Raw genomic sequence first — 18,027 nt, 5'->3', positions numbered from 1 at the left:
TTAATAGGAGCATCAAGAACATGAAGTACTTCTTTTTGGGACTAATGTTCTTGGGTCAGTTCGTTCAAGCGCAGACCACTAATACGATCGAATCGATTACCGCCAATCAGCAAGGTGCGAATATTATCGTGAAGATAAATTTTAAGACACCTCTGGTTAAACCGCCCGTCGCATTTTCGATTACAAATCCAGCTAGAATTTCTTTTGATTTTGCAAATACAAGTAATGGTACCGGTAAAAGTACCGTGGATGTGGGATTGGGCGAAGTCCGTAGCGTTAATTTGATTGAAGTGCCAGAACGGTCTAGATTGGTTTTTAATTTGAACCGCTCGTTGAACTATGCAACCTTCATTGAAGGTAGCTCATTGATAGTAACGATTGATGGTTCAGGTGGGCTGGCGACACCAGTGAATGCTATTGGTTTGCCAGTTAATAATAGAGAAATAGCGCAGCCAACGAAACAATTGTTGCGTGATATCGATTTTCGTCGTGGCGTCGCAGGAGATGGTCGCGTCGTAGTTGAACTGCCGAGTAATCAAGTGGCGATTGATGCAAAACTTCAAGGTCAAACTATAGTTGTCGACTTTATGAAGGTCGGAATCCCTGATATTTTGCGTAAGACTTTGGATGTGTCTGACTACGGTTCTCCTGTACAGAAAGTGACAACCACTCGGCAAGGCGAAAATGTCAGAATGTTGATCGAGCCAAAAGGACTGTGGGAGCACAGTATTTATCAAAGTGATAGCCAGCTGGTAATTGAGGTTAAGCCGATTAAGGAAGATCCGAATAAGCTGACCCAAGGTACCCAAGGTTACAAAGGTGATCGGTTTGGTATGAATTTCCAAGATGTTGACGTCCGAGCTGTGCTGCAAATTCTGGCAGAGCAAGGTGGTGTCAATATTATTGCAAGTGACTCGGTGACGGGTAATATTACGATTCGTCTAATTGATACGCCTTGGGATCAAGCGCTTGATATCGTGATGCAAATCAAAGGCTTGGATATGCGTAAGAATGGGAATGTTATTTTGATTGGCCCTAAAGACGAGTTGCTAACGAAAGAAAAACTCGAACTGGAGCAGAAGGCTGCGATTGCCGAGCTTGAGCCTCTGAAAACGGAGTCTTTCCAGTTAAAGTATCAGAAAGCGGATACTTTCAAGAAGCTTTTTGGTGCGGAAGATACCACCACTAATCGTATTCTTTCCAAGCGCGGCAGTGTGCTAACTGAACCAAGAACGAATCAATTATTTATTACCGATATTGCTTCCAAAATTGAAGAAGTCCGTAAATTAATTCAAAAAACTGATATCGCAACGAAGCAAGTAGTAATCGAAGCGAGGATCGTCGAAGCAGATAATAAATTTAGCCGCAATTTGGGAGCGAAATTAGGCTTCGCAGATTTGCGCGGCATTAGTGGTGGGGATACAGGTTTCCAAATTTCAGGAAATCAACGTGCCGCAATTACGGGGAATTATTTAGGTGTTGGTGAGCAAACCGGACAAGCAAAGATTACAGAGAAGAGTTATATTCCGAATACGCAGTTTGTTAATTTGCCAGCTGCTGGTATTGGTGGTTTAGATGCTGGTAGTCTGGCGGTAAGTTTGTTTTCAGCAGCTGCCAATCGATTCTTAAACTTAGAGTTGTCTGCCTTAGAGGCAGATGGCGATGGTAAAATTATTTCAAGTCCACGAGTAGTAACAGCCGATCAAACACCTGCACACATCGAGCAAGGTCAAGAAATTCCTTATCAGATCGCTACACTCAGTGGCGCAACGGCAATTTATTTTAGGAAGGCAACATTAAGCTTGGATGTGACCCCGCAAATTACGCCAGATGGGACGATTATTCTTGCTGTTGATGTTCACAAAGATAGTCGCGGTGAAGAAACTCGTGGAGGTCCCGTAATTAATACGAAACAAGTCAAAACCAATGTGTTGGTTGAGAATGGTGGCACTGTCGTATTGGGCGGTATTTACACACAGGAAGAGCGTGCCGACGTGACTAAAGTGCCTTTCCTTGGTGATCTGCCGCTCTTTGGTAACTTATTTAAGTCAACAGGTAAGACAAATAATAAAACTGAGTTATTGATTTTCATCACACCAAAAGTTCAGCTCACTGGAACATTTGCAAATCAGTAAAGCGATTGTTAATAAGATTTTTGATTCAAATGTAGGATGTCTCTACATTCATTTATATTTAATAGGTGTTACATGACGAAGTTAATTCGCGCGTTTTTTGCAATGGCTGTGATTTCGCTCCTTTCTGCTTGTGGCGGTGGTGGTGGGTCTGCCGGGAATACTAGTGGGGTCGCGCTTTTTACTAGCGCTGCTGAGAAAATTACAATCTCACCTGGTGAGGTACAAACTTACAATATCGGTGGCGGTATTCCAGCTTATATCGCGACTAGTAGTTCGAGTGCAGTTAGTGTCCAGGTGAGTGGTAAAACGCTACGAATCACTGGAGGCAATGGGGGATCTGCGGTGGTCGCGATCACCGATGCCGCTGGTGCGAAAGTGCTTATTGAAGCAACCGTAGGTTCAGGAATCGATCTGTATACAAGTGCTCCGAGCACGGTTTCAGTTGGAGTGGGAGGTACCTCTGCCGTATATCGTATTGGTGGAGGTAGCCAAGTTTATTTGGTAACTACAAGTGATACTCGAATTGCAAGTGTTGGTCAGACCACATCTCGTGAGTTTGTTATAACTGGTCAATCTGGTGGTAAAGCTGTTGTCACAGTTAAAGATACTTTAGGTAAGGAAGTAAAGATTGATGTAGTCGTTGGTACAGTTGATCAGCTTTTTTCTACTGCTGCGAAAGACGTGACAATTGAAGTCGGTGGAGCGAACACCTATAAAGTCGGTGGTGGATCGACTATTTACGCTGCAGACAGCAGCAACATTGCAGTTGCAACAGCAAAGATCACGGGAAACGATCTTGTAATTACAGGTGTTTCGACGGGGAAAGCTACTGTGGTAGTTCGTGATTCCACAAATGGAAGTTTGGAAATTAATGTTACGGTTGGAACGGGTACACCGACGCCTTTATTCACTACAGCATCTCCGAGCTTAGTTGTCGCACCATCAACTTCGCCCAGCTTTACAATTGGTGGTGGACGAGCACCCTACCGCGTAAGTAGCAGTAATGCAAGCATTGTTACTGCGACAGTGTCAGGCACCAACTTGACGTTGAATGGTGTGGCAAAAGGTAGCGGTCAAGTAATTGTTACTGATTCTGCTGGAACTACTGTGACAATCAATGTGACGGTTGGTACGGGTACGATTGTCGCCCTTTTTACGACCGCTCCGGGTACGGTCACAATAGTTTCCCCTGCTTCAGCAACTTATAGTATTGGCGGTGGGAGTGCTCCTTACACTGTGACAAGTAGCAACGTTGCTGTAGCGTCAGTAACAAGTACCGAATCTGGATTTACCGTGAAAGGTGAAAGTTCAGGAAATTCACAGATTCTAATCAGGGATTCATTAGGAGCATCAGTAACTGTGAATGTCACAGTTACAGCGGCAGCCGCTGTTCCGGTTGCAGTACTTCCTGGTGATTCAACAGGTGCTGTTGGTGATACTTTGACATTTAATATGTCAGGTGGATCTTCGCCATACACTGTTTCAAATAACAATCCGAGTATTGCGACTGTGACGCAAACAGGTAATTCTTTTACTGCTAAATTATTGAATGTTGGCTCAACTAAGGTTACTGTTTTTGATTCATTGGGTAAAACTGTTGAAGTTACGATAACAGCTTCTGCAGCAACTTCTCAATTACGCATATCTCCTGCAACGATTACAGTGGGTGAAGATAGCACCAATGATGTTAGCTTAACCATTTATGGTGGCACCGGTCCATATCGTGCTTTTACAAGTGATTTAGTACTTTCTTCTGTGCCAGCTGCGGCAATCGCTCAGTCGGCAAACGGTACAGCATTTGTGGTTGGATTAGGTTCTAAAGGTAATCGTTGTATGACCTCTGGTGCTGGTGGGATCGTAACTCTTGGTGGGACTTACGCGATTACTCTGACTGTATTGGATAGCAATGGTGCTTCTGCAACATCTACTATGAATATTAAAGACAATAGTAAAGGTGGCGTTGATTGTAATTAGTCGCAATTACTATTGGACGTGAAGAAATATAGTGACAAGTAATATATTTTTAGTAGGTCTGATGGGCTCTGGCAAAACTACGGTTGGCAGAGCCCTCGCCAAGAAACTGAACAAACGGTTTATTGATTCTGATCATGAAATAGAAGCGCGTACTGGCGTCGCTATTTCAGTGATTTTTGAAATTGAAGGTGAGGCGAGTTTTCGTCAGCGTGAAGCTGATGTGATTCGCGATCTTTGTCAACAAGAAGACATCGTCCTTGCTACAGGTGGGGGCGCTGTGTTGAATCCCCAAAGTCGAGAGTTACTCCATACCCGTGGCACGGTCGTTTATTTGAAAGCGAGTATCAGCAATATTTTGCATCGCACTCGACACGACAAAAAGCGGCCATTGTTACGTACTCCCGATCCGCGCAAGAAGCTTGAAGAGCTTGAGCAGCAACGAGATCCACTCTATCGTGAAGTCGCGCATATCGTGATCGAAACTGGTCAGCCGCAGTTACAAACCTTGGTTCAAACGATCGTCGAAAAGCTACCCGCAGCTGCGAGTAGCTTGAACCAAGCCGTGCAGAAAATCACCCAGCAGTTACCAACTGTGGCGCAAAACAAAGTCATTATGGAACAGGAAATACATCAAGCACGAACGCTGCAAGTGGATCTTGGTGAGCGAACATATCCGATCACGATTGGTGAGGGTTTGTTGTCTAATCCAGCATTGCTGCAAAGCCGAATCAAAGGCCAGCGCGTTGTGATCGTAACAAACACGGTCGTTGCACCGTTGTACCTAGAGAATCTGGCTACGCAATTGCATATGCTTGGTAAACAGGTCGAATCCATTATTTTGCCCGATGGGGAGGAGTACAAAAATTGGGAAAATTTGATGTTGGTATTCGACGGCTTGTTGGCTAAGAAGTGTGATCGCAAGACAACACTGATCGCTTTGGGCGGCGGCGTTATCGGTGATATGACTGGGTTTGCCGCTTCAGCTTATATGCGTGGCATCCCATTTATACAAATTCCAACTACGCTGTTAGCTCAAGTTGACTCCTCAGTGGGTGGCAAGACCGGGATTAATCACCCCTTAGGCAAGAATATGATAGGCGCGTTTTATCAGCCGCAAGCAGTGATTGCCGATATGAGTAGCTTGAAAACTTTACCCGATCGCGAACTGTCTGCCGGTTTGGCCGAGGTGATTAAACATGGTGCAATTATCGACTCCGGTTTTTTTACTTGGATAGAAAACAATATTGAGAAGTTACGTGCGAAAGATATTGAAGCCTTGTCCTATGCGGTATTGCGTTCGTGCGAGATCAAAGCCAATGTGGTGCGACAAGATGAGCGAGAAGGTGGCTTGCGCGCTATTTTAAATTTTGGTCATACTTTTGGCCATGCGATCGAGTCAGGTTTAGGTTACGGTAACTGGCTACATGGTGAAGCGGTAGGCTGTGGTATGGTGATGGCGGCAGACTTATCTTATCGACTTGGGTATATTGATTTTGTTAGTAAAACACGCATTACTCAATTAGTTGAGGCAGCCGGACTGCCTATCGTCGCCCCAGATTTAGGTGAACAAGTGTGGGTTGATTTGATGGAAGTCGACAAAAAAAATGAGGGCGGCCAAATTAAATTTATTTTGCTCAAGCCATTAGGCAATTGCCTTATTACCGAGGTGCCGAAAGATCTGCTGTTAGCAACTTTAAGAGCTAGCATCCAGTAAATCCCTTACTGTTTGAAAGTAATTTTATGTTCTCCGATAATCAACTCGCTCCTTACGCTGCACAATCTGCGCAAACCAAGGGGCGACGATTTTCGGAGCCAACCCCAAGCTCTCGTTCAGAATTTCAAAGAGACCGAGATCGCATCATTCACAGCACGGCTTTTCGTCGTCTCGAATATAAAACACAAGTCTTCGTTAATCATGAAGGTGATTTGTTCCGTACCCGCTTGACGCACAGTATTGAAGTCGCACAAATCGCGCGCTCTATTGCGCGTAACTTGCGTTTGAACGAAGATTTGGTGGAGGCAATTTCGCTCGCGCATGATCTCGGCCACACTCCGTTTGGTCACGCCGGCCAAGATGCCCTCAACGCGTGTATGAAAGACTATGGCGGGTTCGAACACAATTTGCAAAGTTTGCGCGTGGTGGATGTATTAGAAGAGCGTTATGCAAGTTTTGAAGGATTGAACTTAAGCTTCGAAGCCCGCGAAGGAATTCTCAAACACTGCTCTTTGAATAACGCGCGCACGCTCGGTGAATTAGGCCTACGCTTTATTGAGAAAAAGCAGCCAAGTTTGGAAGCACAGCTAACCAATTTGGCCGATGAAATTGCTTACAACAATCACGACATCGATGATGGTTTGCGCTCGGGTTTGCTGAGTGAATCACAGTTGATGGAAGTCGACTGCTATGCCCGATTTCGGCGTGAGGTAGATCATACATATCCTGGCATTGCTGGACGGAGAGCGATCTCAGAAACCATTCGTCGTATGATCAATTTGTTGATCACCGATCTGATCCAAACATCGGAACAGCGTATTGCCGACTATGCGCCTAAGAGTATCGATGATGTACGCGCGCTGCCTGCCATGATCGCTTTTTCCGATCATATGCATCAGGAGGCGAAAGTGCTTAAACAGTTTTTATATGAAAACTTGTATCGGCATTACTTAGTCAATCGCATGAGTAACAAAGCCAAAAATACAGTGCGCGAATTGTTCACCCTCATGTTGGCTGAGCCAGGATTAGTACCTCCAGATTATCGCGTCAGCGCACACGATGACCCGCAACAAACACAAATCGCACGAGCCCGACGAATTGCCGATTATATTGCGGGTATGACGGATCGCTTTGCGATTCGCGAGCATCGTCGCTTGTATCAGATCGAAGAAGTATAAGTTCGAAGTTAATTTACTAGCTCACAAGGAAAACTATGCGAACAATGAAATCAATGCAGTCTGTAGTCTTAGTTTCAGCACTAATGCTTCCTGCATTCAGCTACGCTGTCGATTTGAGCCAGCTGAGTACCAAGGATGCCAATAGTGGATTGAAAGCGGCTTTAGAACAAGGTGCGAATGCAGCGATTTCTAAGCTTGGTGTTGCTGACGGATTCTTAAACAATGAAAAAGTAAAGATTCCATTACCATCGATTTTGGAAAAAGCAAAACCTATCCTTAAATTGAGCGGACAAAGTAAGTATCTCGATGAATTGGTCGTGGCGATGAATCGTGCGGCAGAAACCGCCGTGCCGATGGCGAAGCCATTGCTATTAGATGCGGTGAAAACAATGTCGGTCACCGATGCGAAAAATATTTTAAGTGGCGGTGAAACTTCTGTCACCGATTTTTTCAGACAAAAAACATCTGTAGCATTGACGACCAAGTTCACCCCGACTGTGAAAGGGGTAACGGATAAAGTAGGACTCGCCAGTAGATACAATTCGGTGATGGCTAAAGCACAAAAGATGGGGGCAGTACCTGAAAAAGAAGCGACGGTCGAATCTTACGTATCAGGTAAAGCGGTAGAGGCCTTATATACGATGATCGCTGAAGAAGAGAAAAAAATACGTCAGGATCCTATTGGTACCGGCAGCAAAATTATTGGTAAAGTTTTTGGTTTGTTGAAATAAGCTTTTATTTTGATCGTTTAGTACCATCAAAATCGAGCACCTCGTCGACAGCAAGGCCAGTACCAACTGATTGGTACTGGCGTACGATGAACTCGCTATGTCATTGTTTATTGCAGGTGAGCTAAAGGATGGGCATAACTTGGCCACACTTCAGCAAAAAAGCTTGCAACTAGCGCTGCATCCACTTCCGCGATAGTTGCAGGTGACCATTTGGGCGTATTGTCTTTGTCCACAACCAAAGCACGTACGCCTTCCAATACTTCGCCATGTTTAAAGCAATGTCTCACCATCGTTCGTTCTATGCGTAGGCAATCTGCAACCGATTTTTGTCGGCAGCGCTGAAGCTGTTCAGCAGTGACTGCCATCATCAGCGGTGAGCGTTTTTGCATGGTGGATAATGTGGCGATTGCAAAGTCACTTGTATCTTTTGCGAGAGATGCCATTACTTCATCAACGCTAGCTGTTTTAAAGTGATGATCGATAGCGCTTCTTTGTTGGGCCAACTTGCAGTTGTGGATATCTGAAGCTTGATAAAACTCCGATGCGAAATCGCGAATAGCGATCCGGATATCTGGAACTTTTGATTGCGCAATCAGTAGCAATAGATCGGGAATAGCAGAAGTCGGTATGAACAAATCAGCGAGATTCGCATAAATGGCATCCATACCTAGAATCACTTCACCCGTAAGACCCAGATACCGTCCAATTTCACCTGGTGTTTGATTTAAGAAATAACCACCACCAACATCGGGAAATAAGCCGATATTCACTTCTGGCATTGCCATCTTAGTTCGTTCTGTGACTATACGTAAGCGACTTGCGACACCTGATTGGGCAATTCCCATACCACCACCCATTACAACGCCATTTAGCAAGGCGATATAAGGTTTGGGATAAAAATGGATTAAATGATTTAGTGCATATTCTTCGGTGAAGAAGTCTTCTAATAGGGCACTATCCTGCATCGGTGTTTTCGTGCCGACATCGTAGAAGAAGCGAATGTCACCGCCAGCGCAGAAAGCTTTTTCGCTACTGCTATGAATAAAAACAGCCTTGACTTCTGGATTGTCGCGCCACGCGAATAAAGTTGCGGTAATCGCACGCACCATCTCAAGTGATAAAGAGTTAAGTGCTTTCGGACGATCAAGTGAGATGATGCCAATATTGTTATTGATTTCGGTTAAGACGTGAGAGCTCATAAGCTTGCCGTAAGATTTAGTAGAGTTCGATTTTAACTCAGAGCGATTGGCTTGAAAAATCAAAATAGAGCAAAATAAAAGGGCGCTGAAAAGCGCCCTAGGATCATCACAGAAAGTGAATTGAAATGGATACTTAATCTAATTGTGTTGAGGTCGGATCAGGAATATGTTTGATCGCATCATGTTGATGGTCTTGAATTTTATCCTTATGTTTAATCACTTGACGATCAAGTTTATCGACTAAAGCATCAATGGCTGCATATAGATCATGCGCCAAACTTTCAACGTGGATGTCTTTTCCACTCAGATGCAAATTAATATCGGCTTTGTGGCGCTTGTCCTTTTCGCGGAGCTTATCGACCGTCAAAATGACGGCAATATCAATGACTTGATCGAAGTGTCGTCTTACCCGTTCGAGCTTTGTTTGTACATATTCACGAATTGCAGGAGTTACTTCGACATGGTGTCCACTGATGGTGAGATTCATACTGCGCTCCTTTAGTGATATTACTTTTATTTACTTCTATACTGCCGTTACTACGATCGCTCATGGGCAGAAATGTGTATTGAGCTAAATCATATATAACGATAGAAAACAGTATTTCAAGAACTGGTTTATAGAGATTTTCGCAGACTGACTGGAGGAATTTTCAGAGCTTCGCGATATTTGGCAACAGTGCGCCGCGCGATGACCATGCCTTGTTCTCCCAATATGTCGGCAATCTTGCTATCCGAAAGGGGTTTCTTCTGGTCTTCTTCTCCTATTAATTGTTTGATCAGTGCCCGTATCGCAGTAGAAGATGCTTCGCCCCCAGTTTCTGTCGCGACGTGACTACCGAAAAAATACTTTAACTCAAACATGCCATGGGGCGTCAGCATAAATTTCTGAGTTGTTACACGAGAAATAGTGCTCTCGTGTAATCCTAGTGTATCAGCTATTTCGCGTAAAACAAGGGGTCTCATCGCAACAGCGCCATGCGTGAAAAAATTGTATTGTCTTTCCACTATAGCTTGTGCAACGCGCAAAATCGTATCGAAACGTTGCCGCATATTTTTGATCAACCAACGTGCTTCTTGCAGCTGCGGATTGAGATTGGTATCGCCGCGTTGCTGTTTCATTAAATTCGCATACATTTGATTGATGCGCAGGCGCGGCATCACATCACGATTAAGCATGACTTGCCATTCGTCACCAATTTTTTTGACCACCACATCTGGCACGACATAATCTGATTTTGCTGCAGCAAAGGCGAGCCCTGGTTTGGGATTGCATTGGCGAATCACGACTTGCGCTTCACGTAAATCTTCGTCGTCGCATTGTAAAAATTTGCGTAGTTTAGTGAAATCTCGTTGTGCAAACAAAGGCAAATAATCCTGCACAATTTGTAGCGCAAGGCGTCGTGTAACAAAAGGAATTTTGGGAAAACGCTTGATTTGAATTGCTAGACATTCCGCAGTGGTTCGGGCCCCAACACCTTCAGGCTCGAAACTTTGCAGCATATTCAAGGCGAATTGGAGTTCTTCAATTTCAACGCATAAATCAATCGGCAAACTCGCATGAATCTCTTCTAATGACTCACACAGATAACCATTTTCATCAATGGCGTCGATGACCAATTCAATCAGAGCACGATCACGTGGCTCGCGAATCGAGATGCGCATTTGCTCCAATAGATACTCGCGCAATGTGGTTTGTGCCGCTTCTAATTGCGGCCGACCGTCTTCATCATCTTGATTGCTTTTTGAGCCAGAGATAGGCGCCTCATCGAAACTCCAATCATCGCCAGCATTTTGTACTTCGACCTCAACTTGATTGTCAGGCGTGTCATTCGCTGTGTTGATCGCAACGCTATCTGTTGTCGCTGTTTCAGTTTCAGGTGATTTGAATTCGCTCTCGTTTTGTACACTGGCGTTATTGATACAGCCATCGGCTAACAGACGCACGGCATTATCCAATGCATCATCGACTCTTTCTAGCATCGGATTTTCGATGAGCAAGGTCTCTAACTCTTGATGCAGTTCTAAGGTCGACAATTGCAGCAAGCGGATAGATTGCTGTAGTTGTGGCGTGAGCGCAAGATGTTGCGAGGTGCGTAGTTGTAGGCTTTGCTTCATGACTTAGACATCATCGTATGGTCTGAGCTACATGCGGAAATGTTCACCCAAGTAGACACGTCTAACGGTCTCGTTGGTGATGATTTCGTCGGGGCGACCGCTTGCTAATACCGAGCCTTGATTAATGATATAAGCATGGTCGCATATCCCTAGTGTTTCACGTACATTATGATCGGTAATTAACACACCGATATCGCGTTCCTTGAGGAAGCGAACAATACGTTGAATTTCGATGACCGCAATCGGATCGACGCCGGCAAATGGTTCATCCAGCAATACAAACCTTGGATTGGTTGCGAGTGCACGCGCGATCTCTACACGGCGTCGTTCGCCACCAGACAAGGCACGCGCTGGGCTCTCGCGCAAGCCATCGATTTGGAGTTCTTCGAGTAGCGTATTTAAGCGTTGCTCGATTTCTGTTTTGCTGAGTGGTTTTCCGTTTGAATTTTTTTGCAATTCTAAGACCGCGCGAACATTATCTTCCACCGATAGTTTTCTAAATACCGAGGCTTCTTGGGGTAGGTAAGACAGCCCTAATTGTGCACGTTGATGAATCGGAAAATTAGAAATATTGACGCCATCGACATCAATTTTGCCAGCATCGGAAGGGACTAGGCCAACAATCATATAGAACGAAGTTGTTTTGCCTGCGCCATTTGGGCCAAGTAAACCAACAACTTCGCCGCTCTTCACTTGCAAAGAAACATCGTGGACGACTTGGCGCATGCCATAGCGTTTTTGTAAGCCTTCGATTACGAGTGTGCTAGTCATAAGATCACTTATTTTCTTTACTGTCCTGTTTGCTATCGGATTTTTTTTCTTTAGGTTCAGACGTAATTGTCACGCGACCGCCACCGGGAACGTGTTTGCCGCTCGCTGAGTTGGTTGCGGTGAAGACGTCGTTCACACTGTCGTAAGATAAAAATTCACCATTTTGTTCTTGCGTGACTTTTTGTTGGCTTAAATAGCGAACTTTTGCTTTGCTAATAAAGCGTACTACTTCTGATTTTTTATCGTACTCAACACGATCCGCGGAACCCTCTATCCATAAATCGTCACCGCCATCACGTTTTTGACGAAAGAAAACTTGACTACCAGCGTGGCCAGATAAGGTCACGCTGCCGCCACCGTCAGCGGTTTCGGTTTCTACACCATTTTCTGCACGGATCAATAAAGTGCCACGGGTTAATTCAACTTTGCCTTTTAGTACCTTGGTATTTGTTTTGCCATCAAATTCGGTATATTCAGCAGAAATGTTGGTACGTTTTTGGCTATCCGCTTTTTCTGCACGCACGCTGAGCGGTAGAAGAACCACCGCGCACAAGCTAAGCGTACTAAGGACGCGTATCGTTGGCATCGATTTGAGTGAAATATTTCTTGGTATGCTCATGTGTGTTCCTTAATTTTTAATCGTCACCGTGGCCTTGGCGCTCTGCTGAATGGCGCACATTTCTATATGACCAGATTTCAATTTACTTTGACGAAGGTGGTGCAATACTAATTTGTACTTTATTGAGTAAGCGGATTTTTTGCGTGCTATTGTCTGCTTCCATTCCGTTCGCTGTGATATTCGCGCGCGCCGTCGTCATTGTGATCTGCTCAGATGTACGCATTCTTTCGCTGTCTGGAAACAGAATCAGGCTATTCGTCGCCATGGTTAAATGACCACCTTGATCGCTTTTGCTGCGTTCGACTAATACATTGCCCTGCATGTGAATTTGGTCTTCCGGTTTGCTTTGTGATTTCTCTTGTACTTTTTGTTTCACGATGGCGCGTTCGGCACGGATCGTCATAGGTGTTTTTTCTTGATCGATACCAACGATTCTCGGCTGTACGATTTCGAATTCATCTTCGCGCGGATAATGAATCAGTTTTTCACCTGTGACGCGATAATTGGTTTGTTTTGATTGTGACAGTCGCACAAAATTAAAATTCTCAACGTAGTAATCAGGCTCGCTGCGATTCTTTGCATTGGCGGCCTCATCTTCACTTTGACGTCGCATCACTTCATAGATCCAAAAACTACCGAGCATGACTAAGCCAAGCAGGGCGACACCAAGCCAAACTCGGATACGATCAGCAGTCATCGTTACTCACATCTAAAAATGGCGCAATCGCTGCTTGGTATTTATTTTGCGCTTGTAAAATAAAATCGCAGATCTCGCGTACCGCACCTTTACCGCCATGTGCTTTTGTCACGTAAGCAACACGCTGACGTACTTCTTCATGCCCATTCGGAACACTCGCAGCAAAACCAACACGTAACAAGATTGGCAAATCTATGACGTCATCACCAATGAAACCGCATTCCTGATGTGGTATCTGAAGTTCCTTGGTCAGTGTTAAAAATGCCGATTTTTTATTGTGAATCCCTTGCATCACATGCGTGATGCCGAGATCACTTGCACGTTTGCTGACGATGGCCGATTGTCGTGCACTGATAATTGCAGTGGCGATGCCTGCATTTTGCAATAGTTTGATGCCTTGACCATCGAGGACATTAAAGGTTTTCATCATTTCGCCATCAGCGCCAAAATGTAAGCTGCCATCAGTCAAAATGCCATCCACGTCAAAGATCATCAGGCGTACTTGTGTCGCTTGTTGTATCGCGCTCGACGCTGAAAACACCGAAGCATGTGTGGTCTGTGAAGTCATCAAATTACCTTGGCTCGTGTCAAATCATGGATGTGTAATGCGCCAACGAGTTTGCCGTCGGCGTCTGCCACCAATAATTGATTGATTCGATGTTGCTCCATAATTTCTACCGCTTCTACTGCTAATTGTTCAGGGCCGATGCGATGCGGATTTTTGCGCATAATATCGGCAATCATCAATTCAGAAAAATTGAGCGGTTTATCCATTAAGCGACGTAAATCACCGTCGGTAAAAACGCCGACGATACGCTGATCATGATCGACGATCGCCGTCATCGCCATCCCTTTTTGGGTGATTTCCAGCAAGGCACTGCTGAGTTTGGTATCCGGTTTGACCTGCGGAATTGCATTACCGGTTCGCATTACGTCTTTTACATGCGTGAGTAAGCGTCGACCAAGTGCGCCACCTGGATGTGAACGCGCAAAATCTTCTTCTTTGAATCCTCGTGCATCAAGCACCGCGACAGCGAGCGCATCACCGAGCGCTAAAGTAACCGTCGTGCTTGCGGTTGGTGCCAGATTGAGAGGGCAAGCTTCTTTTTCGACATGCACACTTAAATGCAAATCAGCGAGTTTGGCTAGGGTCGAATGCGGGTTACCAGTGAGGGCAATCAACTTGACACCGAGACGTTTTAAGATCGGCAAAATAGCAATCAATTCGCCCGCTTCACCAGAGTAAGAAATGGCGATGAAAACATCTTGTGAGGTGACCATGCCGAGATCGCCATGTGCAGCTTCAGCTGGATGCAAGAAAAAGGATGGTGTACCAGTAGAGGCAAAAGTAGCGGCAATCTTGCGGGCAATGTGACCAGATTTGCCAATACCGGAAATGACTAACCGGCCTTTGCAATGTAAAACCAAATGGATCGCATTGATAAATGCGGAAGAGTCACCGCCACTCAAGCGTTGCTTGAGATTGGAAATCGCATCCGCCTCGATTTGTAAAGTTTCGCAAGCCAGTTGTAAGGCGTGTTCAGCCTTCGCGTCCCTTGAGGGCGCTAGGCTTTTTTCTGAAGAGGTATTTAATGTGCTCATGCGTGGAGTATAAACTAAATATGATTAAGCAAGAACTCTGCCAGATGTGAATTTGTTATCAAGGACTTCGGCAAGTGTCTTGCAATCTGTTGGTTAAACGTAGCAAAGATCGAGAAAATGACGAGAAATGGAAGTTTGGCGATCTAGAAATAAGACGAAAGCTTGTCAATTAATTTTTATTCAAGGATACTTTTGCTGCTACGAAATTGCGTAAATGTACTATTGGTACGATTTTCTTCTAACACTTTTTAGAAAGCTTATATATGAATGTGAACCCTGATCAGCCAGAAAATAATTTCCCAAACATGAGTAACCTCGTGTCGGAAGTTCCGCTGCAAGCAAAATATAATCCCGAAGGTAATGCCATTGATGCAGGCAAAGCCACATCTTGGTATGGCTATGGCTTCGATCAGTTTAAAGCGAATGCAGGTGTGTGGATAGGCATGGTGGTCGTACTGTTTGTGATCATGTTTGTGCTGAATGTGATTCCTGGTATTGGACCCTTTATTTTTAATTTGTTGATGCCTGCGTTTTTCGGCGGGTTAATGTTGGCTTGCCAAGCGCATCGTGAGTCGAAACCCGTGACCTTTGAGTTTTTGTTTGCAGGATTTAAAGATAAATTTGGTTCATTAGCATTGCTCGGCTTGATTTGGATGATTGGTTTCTTTGTCGTATCGATGATCGTTGGTGTTTTTGCAGTGGCTGTGTTTGGTGGCGCCATTGCGACAGGCGCAGCATTTGGTAGCGCGAGCTTGATGGGCTTGGGTTTTAGTGCATTGCTTGGTTTTGTATTGCTGGCGATGTTGATCGCGATCCCATTGGCGATGGCAATTTGGTTCGCGCCAGCCCTAGTGGTGTTTCATAACGTCGCACCGATTGACGCATTGTTGATGAGCTTGAAAGTTAGCTTGAAGAATTGGGCAGCGTTCTTGTTATTCTTTGTGCTGTATATTGTTTTCGCTATTTTGGCGTCGATCCCCTTGGGGCTAGGATGGTTGGTATTGGGACCAGTATTAATTGGCGCAATTTATGCAGCCTATCGTGATATTTTTCTTGCTTAATTTTGGTGAATCTTTGGTTTGTGCGGAAAGTGGCATGAACATCTAACGTACTAGCAACAACAGCGACATGCTGAGTCTGTAGTTAGAAAAATAGAAAACGCGGTAACGATTTTGGGGCAGCTCAATTCGTTCCGCGTTTTTTATTTACTGCGTTTTTCTCTATCGATGAATCAAGTACTTTCGTCGTTTTCTCTCCATCTAGGCTGTGTCTGGTGTGAATAATCGGTAATAATAAGCAGCATGAATGCTCTTGATACAACTTTACTTTTGTTAAGCAGCGCCGTGTTAGGTGTGGTTGCTTTACGCTTATTGAATCTGCCACCCATGCTCGGATATCTCGCAGTTGGGATTGTGATTGGTCCGCATGCATTTGGTTGGGCGCAGGAAAGTTCAACTACACATTTACTGGCTGAGTTCGGCGTCGTGTTTTTGATGTTTTCGATTGGGCTTGAATTCTCTTTACCGAAATTGATTTCGATGCGCAGAGCGGTGTTTGGTCTCGGCATGGCGCAAGTGGTGAGTACGATAGGCCTAGCGATGCTGATGTGCTTTGGCGCTGCGGTGGTGTTACCAGAGTATTTTGCGATTAGCTGGGAGGCAGCATTTGCTATTGGTGGGGCTTTATCGATGTCGTCGACGGCGATTGTGTCAAAAATGTTGACCGAAAAATTGGAATTAGAAAGTCCGCACGGTCGGCAAATCATCAGTGTGCTGTTATTTCAAGATCTCGCTGTCGTGCCTCTATTAATTTTGGTACCAGCCTTGGCTGCTGATTCGGACAACCTCAGCATGAGTTTATTGACTGCAGCGGGCAAGGCAACGGTGGTCTTATTTTTGCTGTTTTTTGTTGGCAAAAGAGTAGTGCGAGAGTGGTTTGCGATTGTCGTGCGCCGTCGCTCGCAAGAATTATTCATGCTGAACTTGTTGCTGTTCACTTTGGGGGCGGCATGGCTAACCGAAAAAGCTGGCTTGTCGTTGGCGCTAGGTGCATTTGTCGCGGGAATGTTGATTTCTGAAACCGAATACAAGCATCAAGTTGAAGAAGATATCAAATCGTTCCGTGATGTTTTATTGGGCTTGTTTTTCATCACGGTTGGCATGTTACTCAATCTGCAGCTAGTGCTCGACTACGGGTGGTTAATCTTGCTGTTATTGATTGGGCCGGTTGTATTTAAATTTGGATTAATCTTTTTACTTGCTCGCTTATTTTCATGCCCCACTAGCGTCGCTCTACGTACCGGCCTTGGTCTAGCACAGGCAGGTGAGTTTGGTTTTGTATTATTGAATCAAGCTGGCGGTTTGAATTTGATTGATCCCATGTTGTTACAGTTGATCTTGGCGTCGATGGTGTTATCGATGTTGATCTCGCCATTTATTTTGGCGAAATCGGATTGGATCGTTTTAAAGCTATCGTCTAACGAATGGATGATGCAATCCTTAGCATTGACGCAAATAGCGGCGCGTACCATGAAAGTAAAGAAGCATGTGATTATTGCTGGCTTTGGTCGTAGCGGCCAAAATTTGGCGAAATTATTAACCGATGAACATATCGATTATCACGCTTTAGACTTAGATCCAGATCGAATTAATGAGGCGCAAAATGCTGGCGCGAACGTGTCTTATGGCGATGCGGGACGCCGAGAAAGTTTGACGGCAGCTGGGATTAATCGTGCTGCTGCATTGGTGATCACTTATACCAATACACCATCAGCGCTAAAGATTTTACATTTGGTGCATGAGCTTAATCCAAGTTTGCCGGTGGTGGTGCGTAGTCACGATGATACCGATTTAGAGAAATTGCGTGCAGCAGGTGCGACTGAAGTGGTTCCTGATTTGATGGAAGGCAGTTTGATGTTAGCGTCGCACGCCTTGGTATTGTTGGGCGTACCTTTAAGGCGCGTGGTACATACAGTTCAAATGGCACGCGATGCGCGTTATGAATCATTGCGTGGATTCTTTCATGGCGCCAGTGATGTGGTTGATGATGCCGAGAATTTACAGCTACGTTTGCATACCGTGGTCTTGAGTGAGCGCAGTAAAATGATAGGTAAGCGTATTCAAGAATTATCATTGAACGAATTGGCGGTTGATGTCACAGGCGTCCGACGCGGTAAAAATCGTTTGTCCGCTGACAGTGATTTGGTCTTGCAGGCGAGCGATGTGATCGTATTGCGTGGTACTGCCGAGGGAGTCGCCCGCGCAGAACAGAAATTATTAAAATAGGAAAAACA

At 44.9% G+C, this 18,027-nt stretch carries 15 protein-coding genes; 7 read left to right on the top strand and 8 right to left on the bottom strand.

The window, feature by feature from the left end:
- Positions 1–20 precede the first annotated feature (20 nt).
- The 5 genes from pilQ (at position 21) to KDM92_RS16985 (ending at position 7,732) form a co-directional block, all read left to right on the top strand.
- Positions 21–2,135, top strand: coding sequence for a type IV pilus secretin PilQ (gene pilQ / locus KDM92_RS17005; protein ID WP_230408406.1), 2,115 nt, complete (start codon positions 21–23; stop codon positions 2,133–2,135).
- Positions 2,136–2,243: 108 nt separating this feature from the next.
- Positions 2,244–4,109: a beta strand repeat-containing protein gene (locus KDM92_RS17000; RefSeq protein WP_212685608.1), complete on the top strand. Its 1,866-nt coding sequence runs from the start codon at positions 2,244–2,246 to the stop codon at positions 4,107–4,109.
- A 31-nt stretch (positions 4,110–4,140) separates the two neighbouring features.
- Positions 4,141–5,823 (top strand): bifunctional shikimate kinase/3-dehydroquinate synthase AroKB, encoded by a 1,683-nt coding sequence (aroKB, locus tag KDM92_RS16995; RefSeq protein WP_212685607.1) that lies wholly within the window; start codon positions 4,141–4,143, stop codon positions 5,821–5,823.
- Between the two features lie 26 nt (positions 5,824–5,849).
- A complete protein-coding gene (locus KDM92_RS16990; protein ID WP_212685606.1) occupies positions 5,850–7,001 on the top strand; it encodes a deoxyguanosinetriphosphate triphosphohydrolase in 1,152 nt (383 codons plus the stop codon).
- Positions 7,002–7,045: 44 nt separating this feature from the next.
- The gene (locus KDM92_RS16985) at positions 7,046–7,732 is read left to right on the top strand and encodes a DUF4197 domain-containing protein (RefSeq protein WP_230408407.1); all 687 of its coding nucleotides are present in this window, start codon (positions 7,046–7,048) and stop codon (positions 7,730–7,732) included.
- Between the two features lie 107 nt (positions 7,733–7,839).
- On the opposite strand, the gene KDM92_RS16980 is transcribed toward KDM92_RS16985, so the two are convergent.
- The 8 genes from KDM92_RS16980 to KDM92_RS16945 form a co-directional block, all read right to left on the bottom strand.
- Entirely contained in the window at positions 7,840–8,931 is a 1,092-nt protein-coding gene (locus KDM92_RS16980) for an enoyl-CoA hydratase/isomerase family protein (protein ID WP_212685604.1), read from the bottom strand.
- Between the two features lie 133 nt (positions 8,932–9,064).
- Positions 9,065–9,418 (bottom strand): ribosome hibernation-promoting factor, HPF/YfiA family, encoded by a 354-nt coding sequence (gene hpf / locus KDM92_RS16975; RefSeq protein ID WP_189347799.1) that lies wholly within the window; start codon positions 9,416–9,418, stop codon positions 9,065–9,067.
- 128 nt (positions 9,419–9,546) lie between these two features.
- On the bottom strand, positions 9,547–11,046 hold the full coding sequence (locus KDM92_RS16970) for an RNA polymerase factor sigma-54 (RefSeq protein ID WP_212685603.1): 1,500 nt from the start codon (positions 11,044–11,046) through the stop codon (positions 9,547–9,549).
- Positions 11,047–11,073: 27 nt separating this feature from the next.
- Positions 11,074–11,817, bottom strand: a complete 744-nt coding sequence (gene lptB, locus KDM92_RS16965; protein ID WP_212685602.1) for an LPS export ABC transporter ATP-binding protein — start codon at positions 11,815–11,817, stop codon at positions 11,074–11,076.
- A gap of 4 nt (positions 11,818–11,821) precedes the next feature.
- The gene (gene lptA / locus KDM92_RS16960; protein ID WP_212685601.1) at positions 11,822–12,436 is read right to left on the bottom strand and encodes a lipopolysaccharide transport periplasmic protein LptA; all 615 of its coding nucleotides are present in this window, start codon (positions 12,434–12,436) and stop codon (positions 11,822–11,824) included.
- Between the two features lie 82 nt (positions 12,437–12,518).
- A complete protein-coding gene (gene lptC / locus KDM92_RS16955) occupies positions 12,519–13,133 on the bottom strand; it encodes an LPS export ABC transporter periplasmic protein LptC (protein ID WP_212685600.1) in 615 nt (204 codons plus the stop codon).
- On the bottom strand, positions 13,123–13,701 hold the full coding sequence (locus tag KDM92_RS16950; protein WP_212685599.1) for a KdsC family phosphatase: 579 nt from the start codon (positions 13,699–13,701) through the stop codon (positions 13,123–13,125). The genes lptC and KDM92_RS16950 overlap by 11 nt, the downstream gene beginning before the upstream one ends.
- Positions 13,701–14,735, bottom strand: a complete 1,035-nt coding sequence (locus KDM92_RS16945) for a KpsF/GutQ family sugar-phosphate isomerase (protein WP_212685598.1) — start codon at positions 14,733–14,735, stop codon at positions 13,701–13,703. The genes KDM92_RS16950 and KDM92_RS16945 overlap by 1 nt, the downstream gene beginning before the upstream one ends.
- Before the next feature lie 305 nt (positions 14,736–15,040).
- On the opposite strand from KDM92_RS16945, the gene KDM92_RS16940 reads away from it, so the two are divergent.
- Together KDM92_RS16940 and KDM92_RS16935 are read left to right on the top strand one after the other, a co-directional pair.
- Positions 15,041–15,796, top strand: coding sequence for a BPSS1780 family membrane protein (locus tag KDM92_RS16940; RefSeq protein ID WP_212685597.1), 756 nt, complete (start codon positions 15,041–15,043; stop codon positions 15,794–15,796).
- A gap of 240 nt (positions 15,797–16,036) precedes the next feature.
- Positions 16,037–18,019, top strand: a complete 1,983-nt coding sequence (locus KDM92_RS16935) for a monovalent cation:proton antiporter family protein (RefSeq protein WP_212685596.1) — start codon at positions 16,037–16,039, stop codon at positions 18,017–18,019.
- The last annotated feature ends 8 nt before the right edge of the window (positions 18,020–18,027 follow it).

Origin of the sequence: Affinundibacterium baiyunense, assembly GCF_018139645.1 — a bacterium.
In the GTDB taxonomy this organism is placed as follows: domain Bacteria; phylum Pseudomonadota; class Gammaproteobacteria; order Burkholderiales; family Burkholderiaceae_D; genus Undibacterium; species Undibacterium baiyunense.
This window is presented reverse-complemented; position numbering and strand designations above follow the sequence as displayed.